Annotated in this window: 14 protein-coding genes; 11 read left to right on the top strand and 3 right to left on the bottom strand. The window is 50.1% G+C overall.

What is annotated here, in order from left to right; translation table 11 throughout:
- Positions 1 to 44: 44 nt before the first annotated feature.
- Both HAV38_RS08875 and HAV38_RS08870 read right to left on the bottom strand, forming a co-directional pair.
- Entirely contained in the window at positions 45 to 725 is a 681-nt protein-coding gene (locus tag HAV38_RS08875; protein WP_168054550.1) for a response regulator, read from the bottom strand.
- A 316-nt stretch (positions 726 to 1,041) separates the two neighbouring features.
- Positions 1,042 to 2,568 carry a lytic polysaccharide monooxygenase gene (locus tag HAV38_RS08870; RefSeq protein WP_168054548.1) on the bottom strand — a complete coding sequence of 509 codons (1,527 nt, stop codon included), beginning with the start codon at positions 2,566 to 2,568 and terminating at the stop codon, positions 1,042 to 1,044.
- A gap of 319 nt (positions 2,569 to 2,887) precedes the next feature.
- On the opposite strand from HAV38_RS08870, the gene HAV38_RS08865 reads away from it, so the two are divergent.
- Entirely contained in the window at positions 2,888 to 3,229 is a 342-nt protein-coding gene (locus HAV38_RS08865) for a hypothetical protein (RefSeq protein WP_209216685.1), read from the top strand.
- Between the two features lie 66 nt (positions 3,230 to 3,295).
- Entirely contained in the window at positions 3,296 to 3,679 is a 384-nt protein-coding gene (locus HAV38_RS08860; RefSeq protein ID WP_168054544.1) for an RHS repeat domain-containing protein, read from the top strand.
- A gap of 107 nt (positions 3,680 to 3,786) precedes the next feature.
- On the opposite strand, the gene HAV38_RS08855 is transcribed toward HAV38_RS08860, so the two are convergent.
- Positions 3,787 to 5,895 carry a TonB-dependent copper receptor gene (locus HAV38_RS08855; protein WP_245182278.1) on the bottom strand — a complete coding sequence of 703 codons (2,109 nt, stop codon included), beginning with the start codon at positions 5,893 to 5,895 and terminating at the stop codon, positions 3,787 to 3,789.
- 1,265 nt (positions 5,896 to 7,160) lie between these two features.
- On the opposite strand from HAV38_RS08855, the gene HAV38_RS08850 reads away from it, so the two are divergent.
- From HAV38_RS08850 to HAV38_RS08810, 9 genes are all read left to right on the top strand, one after another.
- Positions 7,161 to 7,835, top strand: coding sequence for a DsbC family protein (locus HAV38_RS08850; RefSeq protein WP_168054542.1), 675 nt, complete (start codon positions 7,161 to 7,163; stop codon positions 7,833 to 7,835).
- A gap of 113 nt (positions 7,836 to 7,948) precedes the next feature.
- Entirely contained in the window at positions 7,949 to 8,386 is a 438-nt protein-coding gene (gene gspG / locus HAV38_RS08845; protein WP_311734908.1) for a type II secretion system major pseudopilin GspG, read from the top strand.
- 3 nt (positions 8,387 to 8,389) lie between these two features.
- A complete protein-coding gene (locus HAV38_RS08840; protein ID WP_168054538.1) occupies positions 8,390 to 8,890 on the top strand; it encodes a transglycosylase SLT domain-containing protein in 501 nt (166 codons plus the stop codon).
- Positions 8,887 to 10,059 (top strand): type II secretion system F family protein, encoded by a 1,173-nt coding sequence (locus HAV38_RS08835; RefSeq protein ID WP_168054536.1) that lies wholly within the window; start codon positions 8,887 to 8,889, stop codon positions 10,057 to 10,059. Before HAV38_RS08840 ends, HAV38_RS08835 begins: the two co-directional genes overlap by 4 nt.
- The gene (locus HAV38_RS08830; RefSeq protein WP_168054534.1) at positions 10,056 to 11,708 is read left to right on the top strand and encodes a GspE/PulE family protein; all 1,653 of its coding nucleotides are present in this window, start codon (positions 10,056 to 10,058) and stop codon (positions 11,706 to 11,708) included. Before HAV38_RS08835 ends, HAV38_RS08830 begins: the two co-directional genes overlap by 4 nt.
- Before the next feature lie 52 nt (positions 11,709 to 11,760).
- Positions 11,761 to 12,480 (top strand): hypothetical protein, encoded by a 720-nt coding sequence (locus tag HAV38_RS08825; RefSeq protein ID WP_168054533.1) that lies wholly within the window; start codon positions 11,761 to 11,763, stop codon positions 12,478 to 12,480.
- Positions 12,467 to 12,973, top strand: coding sequence for a hypothetical protein (locus HAV38_RS08820; RefSeq protein WP_168054531.1), 507 nt, complete (start codon positions 12,467 to 12,469; stop codon positions 12,971 to 12,973). Before HAV38_RS08825 ends, HAV38_RS08820 begins: the two co-directional genes overlap by 14 nt.
- Entirely contained in the window at positions 12,970 to 13,821 is an 852-nt protein-coding gene (locus HAV38_RS08815) for a hypothetical protein (RefSeq protein WP_168054529.1), read from the top strand. The genes HAV38_RS08820 and HAV38_RS08815 overlap by 4 nt, the downstream gene beginning before the upstream one ends.
- Positions 13,818 to 14,378: a hypothetical protein gene (locus HAV38_RS08810; protein ID WP_168054527.1), complete on the top strand. Its 561-nt coding sequence runs from the start codon at positions 13,818 to 13,820 to the stop codon at positions 14,376 to 14,378. The genes HAV38_RS08815 and HAV38_RS08810 overlap by 4 nt, the downstream gene beginning before the upstream one ends.
- Positions 14,379 to 14,380 lie beyond the last annotated feature (2 nt).

Raw genomic sequence — 14,380 nt, 5'->3', positions numbered from 1 at the left:
GGACAGGTCATGAGATCGGCAATGACTGTAAGAAATGTTTGTCGTCAAAGCGCCATTCCGGTAATTACGCGGTACAGTTCAGAGTCGTTACGGATACGTAATTTCTCCATTGCACGCAGCTTGTGTGCGCTGACAGTTTTAATGCTGAGGCTCATGCGTTGCGCGATATCGGTCAGACGACTGCCTTTTCCTATCAAGCGCAATACTTCTATTTCTTTTGGACTGATGACTGCGCTTTCCGGACTGCGGTTGAGCATATTTTTTAGTAAGTTATGCTCGACAAATGTGTCGCCTTTCATTACCGCCTGGATTGCCTGACTTAATACTTCTTCATTGGCATTTTTACTTATGTAACCGTTTGCCCCTGCTTCCAACGCCGCGCGAATGATCACGGGAGAATGGTGCAGTGATACAACCAGCATGTTTGTGCTGTATGTCTTGCGGATATGTCGGATCAGATTTTGTCCATCGAGCGTATGTAGCGGATGGGTCTCCTCCCCGTCGGATTGCAACGAGTAATCCAGTATCAGCATATCGGGGTTATGTTCCTTTAGCGCTATCAGCAAATCTTTGGACGAAGCCACATCTGCGACGACGCGATAAGGCATTTTTTCGTCCGCAGACATCGGATGCGTTACGTTTTGTAGTGACATATTGCTGACCATTGAAACCATGCCCTTGCGGACCAAAGTGGAATCTTCAACGATAATAATATTCAACGGCATATAATCTCCATTCATTCAGATTGTCGCCAGAACATCTTCGTCGAATGTGACGCCGCTATCAAAAACAATAGTTACGTAACGAGAAGGACGGGTCCTGGCCGGTTGATATACAGAATATTCTTAACCGCCAATGTTTAGAATGGGATATATCCCAAAAAGATGAATAGCCGCGTTGCTGTGCTAAGACGAAAAAATTTCTACTTGTTTCGGGCGAAAAAAAACACCTCGAATCGAGGTGTTTTGGCGCAAGTCGGTCTGACGTCAATACTGCAAAATCTGACGCCAGCTGAGTTGAAAGAAAACGATGATCAACTATTTAGTTGCTGACCTTGGTCCATGCTTCGCTTGAATAGATGCCGCCCGGTGCATATGCACCCTGTTTGCACCAGAAGCCGTGCGGCAGTGGCTTACATTGGTAGATACTGCCATCCTTCGGTTGCAGTACACGTGTTCCGAAAGTGTACGAATCAATACCGTTAGGATAGGTGAAATCATACTTGTCGTTCACTGGTGGTACGACATCAATCGGATCATCAGGAATCGAGATATCTTCGCCCATCATCTTAAAGCTCGAAGTTTTCTGAATGACTTTGCCCGATTTAGCTTTAGCAACAGTAACCAGATCATAATTGCCGGCAACTGCTTTATTCACGTCAATAGAAAAATGCTCTGTACCGTCGTTAACATCGGCTTCGCCACGGGCAACTTCTTCGCGTTGTGCGTTATAAACGATATTTTGCACATGGCTAGAATCACCAATCGCGTTAACGTTAAAATGTAGCGTTACTTTGCCGTCCTGGATTTTATAGGTCGAATTCAGACCAGTAATATCCATCGAGAATGCAGGCGATGCGCGTTGAATGTCGATGATCAGACCAGACACTTTACTGTCTTTTTGAACGTACGCATTGTTAAGGCCGTAGGCTGGCTTAACTTCATCATTTTTGTTCAACAGGCCGGCCTTGTAACCGAAGTCTTCAGCGTTGATTTTAGTGGCCAACTTATGCGGCCATTGCGAACTTTTACCATCTTCATCGCTTTGGATAGTCAATACAGTTTGCTTGGAAACATCTTCTGCACCACCCACCATAACGCGCGCAGTAACGACTGAGTCAGCTTTCAGATCTGTCTGGCTTGGTTGGATCGAACCAATTTTTGACCATTTCGAAGGAACAGCAATTACACCGTTTTGAACATCTACGTCAATGACTTGATAAAACGCTGCAGAAGTATCGGAAGTTTTCCATGTCGCCAAAATAACGTTGTATCCGCTACGATCAGCAGGAATATTAAGGGTATGCGTTGATTTCATGCCGCCGAGCTTGCTGTCCGCGTTAGTACCGTTATGAATTTCTTGGCCGATTGGTGTCGACTCAAACGAGCTGCGTGACAAAGGCATATTTGGGTTCCAGCCCTTCTTGGTAATAAAGAATTGCCAATATGCTGTTTGATGCGCTGCCGTGTAATGCCATCTGAATGTATTTTTGCCTGTGCTGACTTTGGTTTTAGTCCAACGATCCGCGGTTTGCGTGTTCAGGTTGCCGTACTTACTTGTGAGGCCACCGGCAGCAATGTCGCCATCTTTAGGGCCACCAACCGGAAACGCTTCGTTACCAGGAGGTAGTACGCCGAACGCGCCGCCACCACCACCGAATTCAACGCCTTGCGGCTCGTAAGGAGCGCGGCAATTGGAGTTGATACCTTCGTAGCAAGCCAGCGAACGGCTCTTTGGAGAATCGACATAGCCATGCGCAGTAGCTTGTTGAGCGACTACCGAACCTAGTACTAGTGTGAGACCAAGCGATAGTTTAAAGAATTTATTTGTTGACGCTGAAGTAGACATTGAATAGAGCCTTTGTTAATGGATGAAAAAGCATTAAAAAATTCGTGCAATCTGCATGAACCAGAAATCTCAGTGAGTATCTTTGCAGCCACCAAGATGGCACCGCTTCGTTACTGTTGATGAGCATCATTGTGCAGTTTTAGACGAAGTCTTAACACCTGACAAGCGCGCTGTTTGTCTCAGAAAAACGCTTAAGAGATTAAGAATTTTCTGCATGTACCCCAGAGTTCGTGGTCATCGGTTTTACTCACGTCTTAGGTGTTTTCAGAAAGTGATGCGCTTCTTGACGAAGGCGTTTTGAAATAATTCTTATGGAGGAATGAAGTTTTTATTTTTTTGGAAAGCTCTAGTGGCGTCATCCGGCACAGCGCAGGCCCGCACGACGACCACCGAATGGCATCCTGTGTTTAGACAGCCGATCAGGATCGCTGAGCCACATCGTATTATTACGCTGACCTACGATGACTTCGGTAACGTAATAACCAAGGCTTACCAGGCCACTACCGATGCTGCTGGCGCGCAAAACTTCTCGGGTGCCACGGTCGGTAAAGCGCAAACGTGGGCCTATACTTATAATACGTTAGGACAAAGGTCGGCCGTCACCGGTCCGCGTGCCGAGGTTCCGCGTTATGCCTGCGATGACGCGGGTAACCTGACGTAGGCGACCAGTCCGGCGGGCCGCGTTACCACGCTGTCCAATTATGACGCTAACGGTCGCGCAGGGACATTGCAGACTTCCAACGGACAGACGACGCTGTTGGCCTATACGCTGCGCGGATGGTTAAGCGCGAAGACCGTAACGACCAATGGCGCGCAGGAGGTGACTAGCTATGAATATGACGGTGCAGGGCTATTGTTGCGCAAGTCCCTACCCGGCGGTGATGCGATTAATTATGTGTACGACGGCGCGCATCGGTTGATTGCTGCCACTGATGGTGCAGGTAATAACGTCGCGTATGACCTCGATAATCTAGGTAATCATTGGCAGAAAATGTGCAAGGCTCCGGGGGCGAGCCAGTCCGCCAGAGTGCGCAGGTCTACGATGCACTTAGTCGGGTTCAACAGCGGAGTATCGGTCTGTAGCGCGGTAGTCAATACAGCTACTAACTGATATCACGTAATAATAGCGAAAAAAGCAAAAAAGGTGACGACAATGTCGTCACCTTTGAAAGCGATTTACTACGCCGCTGATATATCAAAAAAACACAAGCATCCGCCTTACTTCAATTCAAACTGCGCCTTAACCCACAACGTGCGGCCTGGCTCATTGATACGCGAAGTCTGATCATAGCCGGGTAATGCTGCGCCACGGCGGCTCAGATGTTCTGCGTAGGTTTTGTTGGTCAGATTGTCGATCCCGGCGGAGACAAGTACGTCTTTACGCGGCTTCCATCCGGCATTCACTGAGAAAATCGTGAACCCGGAACTGGCACCCAGATCTTGTCCTGCGATATTGCCTTTGTTGAGGTCGAAACGTTTTTGTGCTGCCACGGAGCGAACCATGGATGCCAGAGAAAACGTTTGATTATCGAAGGTCAGTCCGAACTTGCTTTCCAGCGGTGGCATTTGCGCCAACGGCGTATTGTCAGTGCGATTGTTACCGCGTACATAGTTAACGGAACCGTCGAGTTTCCATAGTTGATTTAACGCATAAGCCGCACCGACTTCTCCGCCCCAGGTGGTCGCCGCGACATTGCGGGCGATGGAAATGCCGGACCTTGAACCTTTACTCACATTCGACTGAATCAGGATAAAGTCTTGTACCCGGCTGTAAAAGCCGGACGCGGTCACGCTCCAGGGACCGGCTTGATATAGCGCGCCGATATCCAGTTGTGTGGTTTTTTCTGGTTTGGTGCCGAACGCGCTATTACTGGTAGCGCTTTCCTTTGAAATCAGCTCCCAATAATCGGGGAAGCGTTGGGCGACGCCCAGACCCGCATAGACCGTCATCGGAACCGCTGCAAGATCGTACTCATAGCGCGAGAATCCGCTGCCTAGCGTAGCGTTACGACGCGTGGTGTTGCCAGCGATGGCAGTCGCTTTACGCTCGTCAGAGGCATGCCAAAAGTCAGTCCGCAGACCTGAAATGATTCGGCTGTTTTCTTTTTCGCCCAGATGTTGCGTCAATTCACCAAATATGCCGACGTTTGAGAAGTGTGCATTAGTCACGCGAGGCTTATTTTGATAGGAGGCTTCGCTGGCGTTCATTCCCATGCCCATGCGCGAAGTATGGGTGTTGCTTTGCATATCGAAACCTGTGATCAGTTGCGTCGTGTCCGTCAGATTCAAGGTAATCGCAGCGCGCCCACCTTCAGTGGTGCGATCAGGATTGCTCGCCATGAACATGCTCTTCGGCGGCGGTGTACGCAGACTGTAATTATCCATTACGTGATCGATGTAATTGCGATAAATCTGAGCCTCAATTTTTTTCACTACTGGCGAGATGTTACGCTTTTGAAATTTCAGTCCGAGATTGGAGCGTGCAAAACGTGCGCCATCCATGCCACGGTCTGCGTAGGCGGCGTGTCCGTCGCTTTTCGCAACAGAAAGCTCAAGCAAGGTGTTGTCGTCAGGAGTCCAGCCGAATGCTGCGCGACTGCTCCAGCGTGTGTAGGAAGAGTGCACAGAGTTGCCGTTTCCATCGCGATAATCGTCGGAATGTGAGCGCGTGGCACCAGCCTCAGCGTAAAAATCGGACAAGCTATATCGTGCGCTGGCGACCTCATCTTGTCGACCGAAGCTGCCTGCCATAATACTCGTGTTCATCTTCAGACCGGGCGCGGCACGTAAGGTGCTGCGCTCGAAAAGTACCGTTCCGGCAGAACTGCCGGGACCGTAAAGTACAGTTTGCGGCCCTTTGATGACGGTGATGGTGTCGTATTCCGCAGGGAATATGTACGCAGTTGGTGGGTCCATGCGACCGCCGCAGCCGCCCAAAATCTGTTGTCCATCGGTCGCGATATTCAAACGCGATCCGGCCATGCCGCGCAGGACGGGATCACCATCGGTGCCGCCCTTGCGAACTATCGAAAAACCTGGAATTGTTTTAAGGTAATCGGCACCGTCATGCGCAGGAACCGGTTGTCGTGGTGCTTTTGGATCGGTGACCACTGTCAACGGCGCGGACATTTGAGGTGCAGTCACGACGACCTCTGGCAGAGGCGCGCTTTGTTGCGCGATAAGCGGGTGTTCTGATGGCGCGGTAGAAGCAATCGCTTGTGCCTGAACATTATTGAGAAAGAGAACGCTCAGAACAACTGCTAACGGAGTGAGTTTGAAACGATTTTTCATAGTGTAATGGATAGTTGGTAGTCCACCTGCGATCATGTTTTTCCGGCAGCGATGTTGCTGCTCAGGTCTCACATCGGTATTCACAGTTGGTCAGGATTTAAAAGTGTCGAGGCCAAAAATAAGGTGACAAAAATAATAAGAAAATTATAGTCACGGCGTTTCATCGATTCCAGCGTCTCACGCCAAAGGCTCTGGATACTGCAATGCTGTTTCAAATATTATTCCGCTTTATCATGGGATTCACGCTTTGCTTACGTGGCGGAACGTAAATTATGGTACGTCCTGATACGCGAGATCGGCACACATCTATGACGCTTGATGAGTACGAATTTTTAGTAAATTCGATTCGAATGATGAGACACATTCTGACTAGTTACTGCGCTCAATGTAACTAGATAAATCCTATAAATCACAGAGATAAATCTATATTCACTACAGATAATTCTTGGTATCTGGTTTTTCTACAGATTTGTCTGTAGTCTCAATTAGCTATATCTAGAGCCAGTCCGATAGGATTTATAATTTTTTTTTATAGAAAGTGTGCACATTTTTATTTTTTTATAAGGCATTTATGGGGTTTTTTATAGCGTCTTATTTTTTCTCCTATGGCGGTCTAAGAATAGTCTTGTAAGTACAGAATATTCTTAGGAAAATTTAGATAATTCTCATTGTTTTTTGTTCCGATATTTACTATCCTCTTGCATATTTTTGTACGAGAAAATTATTTTGAAGACTCGGTGAAACAATTGGATTGTCAAAATTATCGAACAAATTTTCTCGGTCGCTGATGCAAGCGTCGCCGGGAGCCCCGTCATACTCGTCGCTTTTATTCTTCCTCAAGCGCATGGGATTATTGAGATAGATTGCTCACCTCAGCCGAACCCCAGCGATGAATTGAAGCCATTGATGAGGAGCGCGGGGCCACGGAGCAATGCCGATGATCGAATGCTTGACGGGCATGTACGGAACACTGCAGTCCAGGCTGGTCGCAGATTTACTATCGATGAGGCTGCGCGCCATTCGGGTAGAAGCCTTCCTGTTATCACTTTATTGATTGATCCAACAACGCCTATTGCGCTGCAGGCGCACCAGCGGCTAACGAAATGGTGCGACTCACGTTTTAAAAAAAATAGGGCTGAACGGGCGTGCATGGCATCCCAAATTGATGCGTACTTTGGGATAAATCCCATTTCCCAGAATCACTTTCCCTGTGAAACTTCGTTATCCATTTAATTCGAGCCAAGAGATCCGGCGTATCAGCCAGTTCAGAAAGTTGCTCATCTCATCAGGAGCCTTCCACCATGCATAAAAATATCATCATGACCGCCGTAGCGTTTTCTCTTCTGGTATCTGCCCCCCTCGCAATGGCATCGAATATTGCCGCCGGTTTGCAGCCAGATGATGCGCAGCGTTTGGGTACTTTTGCTTCGTTGACAGATAGCCAATACGATAGCGGTGAACCGGCACCAGCTGCAGAGCACTACCAATTATTTAAAAATATTCGCGGCGCTTTTTCTCGTCAGACCGTGGCACTAAATGATGTCAAAAGCGCAGATAAAAACCTCTGGAACCGTCTACCGATGGAGAAATCGGTTACACGCATTCAGGGCACCGGCAAGCGTCAAATTGCAGTTTTTTCCGATCCCAACTGTAGCTATTGCAAGCGCGTCGAGGCTGAGCTTGCCAAGATCAAAAATTTGACCGTTCATACTTTTATTTTTCCTTTTTTATCAGCATCTTCACGTGATAAAGCGAGCGATGTTCTTTGCGCACCGGATCCATCCGCAGCGTGGGGCGACTGGATGCTGCAAGGTAAATCTCCGGCCAGGAATCCACTTTGCTCATCCCGACTACAAGAGTTGCTGGACCTCGGACGCAGCTTTGATATTCGGGGAACGCCAGTCCTTATCTTTGATGATGGAACGCGCATTAGTGGTTACGCTCCCGCAGCCGCGATTGAGCAAAAATTGCATTAAGCCATATCTGGAATGTTTATTGCCGAATCATCGTCCAGCAGCTTAGGGACCTTGTGACGGTAACAAAAAATTTACGTCGGCTCAACAGCCTCTGATTTATTAAGGAAATGTATATGATGAATTTAAAATCCAAATTCCAACGCGGTTTTACGTTGCTTGAGTTGTTAGTGGTTCTGTTGATCACGGCACTGCTGGCAGGCTATGTCGGTCCAAAACTATTCGGAAAAATCGAGCAGGCAAAAGAGAGCGCCGCTGCGTCGCAAATGAAAACATTAGCCGACGTGCTGGGCCAATATCGTATAGATACTGGGGAGTATCCAACCGAAGAGCAAGGATTGGAAGCGTTGATCGTCCAGCCCGCTGGCGAAAATAACTGGAAAGGCCCTTACCTGAACAATGAAGTGCCAAAAGATCCCTGGGATCATGCGTATGTCTGGCATAACCCGGCGCGCGATGCTAATGCAACGCACGAAGTTGAAATTTTGTCGTTGGGTGCTGATGGTCAACTCGGAGGTTCCGGCAAAAATAAAGATATTACGAGGGGTTTCTAACGTATGAACATATCAACGATAGCCCTCACTTTATGCATCGCGGCAGTAGCCCCATCACATGCTGCCTGTTGGGAGGAAGCCGGTGCACGCTACAACATTGATCCGCTTTTGCTACAGGCAATCGCGCATGTTGAGTCGGGTATGAATGTAGCCGCTTACAACACTAACAATGACGGTTCGCATGATGTCGGCCTGATGCAAATTAATAAGCTGCACTTCCCACGATTGGCCGCATTCGGTATCACAGAGAAACGCTTGATGACGGAGCCATGCACCTCGGTGATGGTTGGCGCGTGGATATTGGCTGAGTTTGTCGGTCGCGTTGGGTACAACTGGACTGCGGTTGGGGCCTATAACGCTGGCATCGGCGCCAACCGCACAGTAGCAAGGCGGCGCTATATTAAAAAGGTCGCCGGACAATATCGCGTCTTGAAAAACCGGCCAATCAGGATTGGGGCCGCGAAATTCACCCCGATCCCGCAATTAAGTACGAGCGCCCGATGAAGCAGTTCGACGTGCTGGTCCTGCGAGATGGACATGCTGAGCACCATATTGTGCAAGCTAAAGATGGCAACGATGCGACAAGTCAATGTGCCAAGCTGGGCCAGGTATTACGCATAAAAGAAGTAAAGCAGCGCGCTAAAAAGCGCAGCAAATTTTTACTTGCCCTGTTTATTCAGGAACTGATTGCGCTATTGGATGCCGGACTGGCATTGGTCGAAGCAATAGAGGCACTGGCCGAAAAATCTGCCAATGAAGAACATAAAGAAGTACTGGACGGGCTGCTGACATATTTATACCGCGGCCAACCTTTGTCACAAGCAATGGAGCAGCAGTCCGAGATATTTCCGACGCTACTGATTGCCAGTGTCGCGTCGTCCGAACACAGCGGGCAGTTACCGCAGGCGCTGGGCCGGTTTCATCACTATGAAGTGCAGATTGCCGGATTAAAAAAGAAAGTCTGGAGCGCCCTGATGTATCCACTGATCGTCGTGTCTGTCGGCGCGTTGATTCTGGGCTTTCTCGTGGTGTTTGTGATTCCGCGCTTTGCCACGGTCTTTAGCGGCATGAAAGACCTCAATGGCACTGCACAGTTAATGGTGTGGTGGGCCGGGATGGTCACTGAACACGGGATGGAACTATTAATTGCGTTGGGCGGCGTCGTCGCTACCAGTGTGATGGCTTTACGTACAGCCAAGGTCAAAAACGCCTTATGGAAAATGGTGTGGAGTATTAAACGCCTCAATGAGCAGCGGGTTTTGTTTGTACTGGCACGATTTTACCGGACTTTCGGTTTGTTGTTGCTGGGCGGAATGCAAGTCGTTGATGCGCTGAAATTAACCGGAAAGTTGCTCCCGGCAGACCGTCAGGCAGACCTTCAACAAGTGGTTCGGCATGTGGAGGAGGGGCGCGGGGTGGCGGGCGCGTTGGTGGAAGCAAATCTAACAACCCCGGTGGCAGCACGGTTACTCCGAGTCGGTGAAAAAAGTGGCGATCTGGCCGGAATGTGTGAGCGGATTGCGCAGTTTCATGATGAAGCGCTAACGCGTGCCATCGAAATGTTTAGCAAAATATTTGAGCCAATTCTGATGCTTATCGTTGGCGGCCTGATCGGAACTATTGTCTTTTTACTGTATATGCCGATTTTTGAGTTGGCAGGAAGTGTCTCATGACCAATAACCTCAATATAGATGTGCCAGCGTGGTTATCTGCTTATATGGCGGATAGCGGCGAGCCAGGAATTTCTCAGCTATTAAATACCCATCCAGAGATGCTCGAAAAGGTCGCTGGCATGATGGGTCTGGTGGCGATCCCCGCCGAGATAGTATTAGCGGCGGATTGTGACTTTGACATTATGCCCTTGGCGCGCGTACTGGAAAAACAGATTTTGCCGATACGCGTCGACGGCGTGCTCCATCTGGTAATGGGGCGCCCCGATTCAATTCCGTCGCGAAACTGGACCCAACGGCTGGCTAGTGAACATGCAGCGATGCTGGCGATCACGATCCCCGATGCGGTGACGCAACGGCTTCAATTGATTGAGGCGCAGGAGCGTGCGATCGATCAGTTCCAGCAAGATAAATCTGAGCGACAAACCGACGACGTTGTGGAGATATCGTTAAGTACGATTTCGCAGGATCAAAGCCCGGTCGTCAAACTGCTCAATTCGACACTTTTTGATGCATTGCAATCGCGTGCCAGCGACATCCATCTGGAAAGTGTTGATGACGGCCTGGTCGTTAAATATCGCATTGATGGTGTTTTGCAGGCGATCACTGAAGTACAGGGTAGCGAGTTTGCCGAGCAGACCATCTCACGCATTAAAGTACTTGGCGGCATGGATATTGGCGAGCGGCGTATCCCACAGGACGGACGTTTCAAGGCTTGTATCCAGTCTCGGAATATCGATTTTCGGGTATCCGTTATGCCGAGTATTCATGGTGAAGATGCGGTGCTGCGCGTGCTGGACAAATCCAGCCAGAATCAGGCCATCAAACTAGAAACTTTAGGTTTCGATATCCATACGCTAGATCGGATTCGCAGTCTGGTCAAGATCCCACACGGTATGGTGCTGGTCACCGGTCCGACCGGGAGCGGAAAATCGACGACATTGTACGCGACGCTTTCTGAACTTAACAGCGGTGAAGAAAAGCTCATCACGATCGAAGATCCGGTGGAGTATCAATTGCACGGCGTGCTACAAATTCCGGTCAACGATAAGAAAGGCCTGACGTTTGCCAAAGGTCTCCGATCCATTTTGCGGCACGATCCCGACATCATTCTGGTGGGAGAAATCCGCGATACAGAAACTGCGGGTATCGCCGTGCAGGCCGCGTTGACAGGCCATCTGGTGCTGTCCTCGGTCCATGCAAATGGCGTGTTTAGCGTACTGGAACGGTTTCTTTATATGGGAGTTGAGCCCGCTAGTCTTTTGGAAGCACTCAACGGCGTCGTGGCCCAGCGGTTAGTCCGACGCAATTGCCCCACATGCTCGGTACCGGTTGCTGAAAGTGCGCTGCCCCCGACCGAAGGCTTGCATCCTCTGCATTCCGGCGTTACAGGTCAGAACGCCAACTTGATGGCTGGGCCAGGTTGCGACGCCTGCCGCTTTACTGGTTTTCACGGGCGCATCGCATTAGCGGAAATTCTGCGTTGTAGCGAAGCTTTCAAAGACGCTGTGATCCAGAAGGTGCCTATGCGTGAACTGAAGGCAATCGCCAAGGCAGAAGGATTTGTATCAATGAGCGAAGTGGCGATGTCCGCCGTTCTGCAAGGAAAAACTACATTACAAGAGGTGCAGCGTGTCATTGCGATGGAATAAATATATTGCCGTAATCGGCACAGAAAGTTCAGTCCGGCCGGGGGGGAGCCCGATGGCTCAGGCGCAGCCGTTTCCGATGTTGTCGACGGCGGGTAGTGCCGCAGATCGCGTCGCCACGCTCGATGCCATTCTTGCTCAGCTGCCGCGTGGTTCGTTGTCACTGTTTGACGCGATAGCGGTTTCAGTGGGATATCCCTACGTGCACCACATGATTTTACCATGGCAGGACGAGGTTATTGTGCCCGCCGATCGCATTGCTTACGCAGAGTCGATGCTGGAACAGCAATACGGTATCGCACGGGCAGATTGGTATTGTGAAATTGCACAGGAGCGGTTTGGTTGCGCGGCAATTGCCAGCGCGATTCGGCGCGATATCGTCGATGAGATCGTGAGCGCCTGCAAAAAAAACGCAATCCGGTTGTTAGGGTTGAGCACAGTATTGACAGAGTCGATCAAAGCATATTCTGGTTCTTCGCACCCCGATGCTGTTTACGTGGTCCGTCATTCGGACGGTTACGAGTTCGCGTTCCGGCGGGACCGTCTGTGGGTAAACGCCTTTGCGTTACCCGGCACCGGGCAAACACCGGAACAAGCTGTGATGGCTGCCTCAATGATGGCAAATTATTTCCCGACCGATATTCACGTGATCGACTACGTCGTTAGCGCTAGTCAGTCTCAGAGCAGCCAACTTGACCTAGGCATATTAGCTGGGGCTGAAACAGTTGGCACACATGTCAGCATAACGCAGGAGAGTAAAAATGTCTCTTTATAAGCGGAGTACTAACCCGGTCGTTGCGACAGAGCGGTTTCTTCCTGTTTTTATTGTCGTCGCTTTGATCATTACCGTTGCTGCCAGTTTAGTGCTTTTGCAGGATATTGGCGTGATGAGTCGGCAAACCGATCGCCTGGAAGCCAAAAGCGGCCAGCTGGCTACTTTGCAGAGCAAGGTAGATAGCCACCGGCGCGCCATTAAATTGGCAGGAACGTCTGTGATAAATACGTCGACGGAATCCGCAATTACCGTCCTTAAGCGGATTGAAGCCGCAATGTCGGACGACATCAGTTTGCTACGGATCGAGACCGATTTAGGTCGTGGCCGCATGCAGTTACACGTCAACGCGAAATCGAGCGACGCGCTATTTAGTCTGGTAGATCGCCTCAAGTCACAGTTTGGGAACGAAGTTTTTTTGCAGCGCCATGCTCAAAATGAAGTCATCAAGGATGGCTGGATCTTGGACGCAAGTCTGGTACTGGGGTGGAAATGAACGTCCCGACTTTTCAATTAAAAAAGATATCGCAAACGATATCGCAATCGATTTCGCACATGGTAGCGCAGTTGAGACGCCGGTCAGCAGCGCAGGCGGGGGCTCGGCTTGGACCTCAGGGCGAATCTAAGCTGGCATCTAAATTGGTGCCTCATCCAGAATCAAGCCTGATGTCGCAAGCGGTGCTACAGCGTTTGCCACTGCGCCTCAAATGGGAATGGTATCGGATCGCCGGCGTAATGGGATTGCCCGGCTTAGGCGTAGGCGTGCTGCTTATCGTGGCGGTATCCGCCGATATCGCCTTTGTGCGCCCGGCAATCAGCGGACTACAGAATCAATTGACGCAAAATGCGACGCTTCAGGCTGCGCGTACAAAAGAATTAAGGAACACGACGAACGGCGCTCCCGCGACGCTGGCCATGGCTTCGGTCGCACAACAAGACCTTCTTGATTTGGCCAAAAAATATCAACTGGATACGCGTGAAGTGAAATACCAGCAGATGCAGCGCGGGAAAGATGCTAAATCGGAAGGACGCGTGCTGATTACGCTGCCTACGGTGGGGAGTTATCCGCAGTTCCGGCAGATGATGGATGAACTGGCAAATATGCCCGGTGTTGAAGCGGAATCGTTTTCATTGACCAGAAAAAATCCTTCAGAAAAAATGTTGTCAATTGAGATGCGGTTGTCTATGCCGAAGGATGCCGGGCAGCACAATGCTGCCGTGCGTGACCCAGCAAAAGGCGCCGCGCAACCGCCTGCGCAGCCGGTACGGGCCAACGTAAATCAGGCCGGCGCGGTCGATATGACGGCCGAGACTATGAAAGCGGGCAAGGGGATGATCAAATGAAAATACCACTTTACCTTCGGGTACTCTTACCATTGACCATTGTCGCTTGCGGTTATGCAATGTTGACCGAAGATGCGCAGGAAGATCCGCCCCATGTCGACACGCGTTCGCCTAAAGTCAAGCCGCAGCGCGCCATTGGCTCCGCAAAAAATGATGGATTGCCCGAGCTCACTGCGCTTGCGTCGCGCAATTTATTTCCCTATCAAGGACCTCCGATTATCGCGCCGGTCGCCAATGCCGATGCAGGCATGGGCGCAGGCGGTGCTGCAGTAATCCAGCCGCCGCCGGAACCTGTTCGCGCACCGCCTATCCCGTTCACGGTTAGCGGGGTCTGGGTCGATGGGGCGCAACGCAAAATCATCTTATCCAAAGGCGAGCAAACCATCATTCTGTGTCAGGGATGCGGGAAGTTGGAAAGTCCGCAGGTTGGCGATGTACTGGTGCCAAACTACCGCCTCGACAAAATCGAAAACGAACGTATTACTTTTACTTATTTACCGTTACAGCTTGCGCAGTCAGTCGACATTGACAGAGCAATGAGCGGAACAGGGAACTAATC

Origin of the sequence: Glaciimonas immobilis (genome assembly GCF_011947285.1) — a bacterium.
Lineage (GTDB): Bacteria > Pseudomonadota > Gammaproteobacteria > Burkholderiales > Burkholderiaceae_D > Glaciimonas > Glaciimonas immobilis.
The sequence above is the reverse complement of the archived record's forward strand: the minus strand, read 5'-3'. Positions and strand labels throughout refer to the sequence as shown.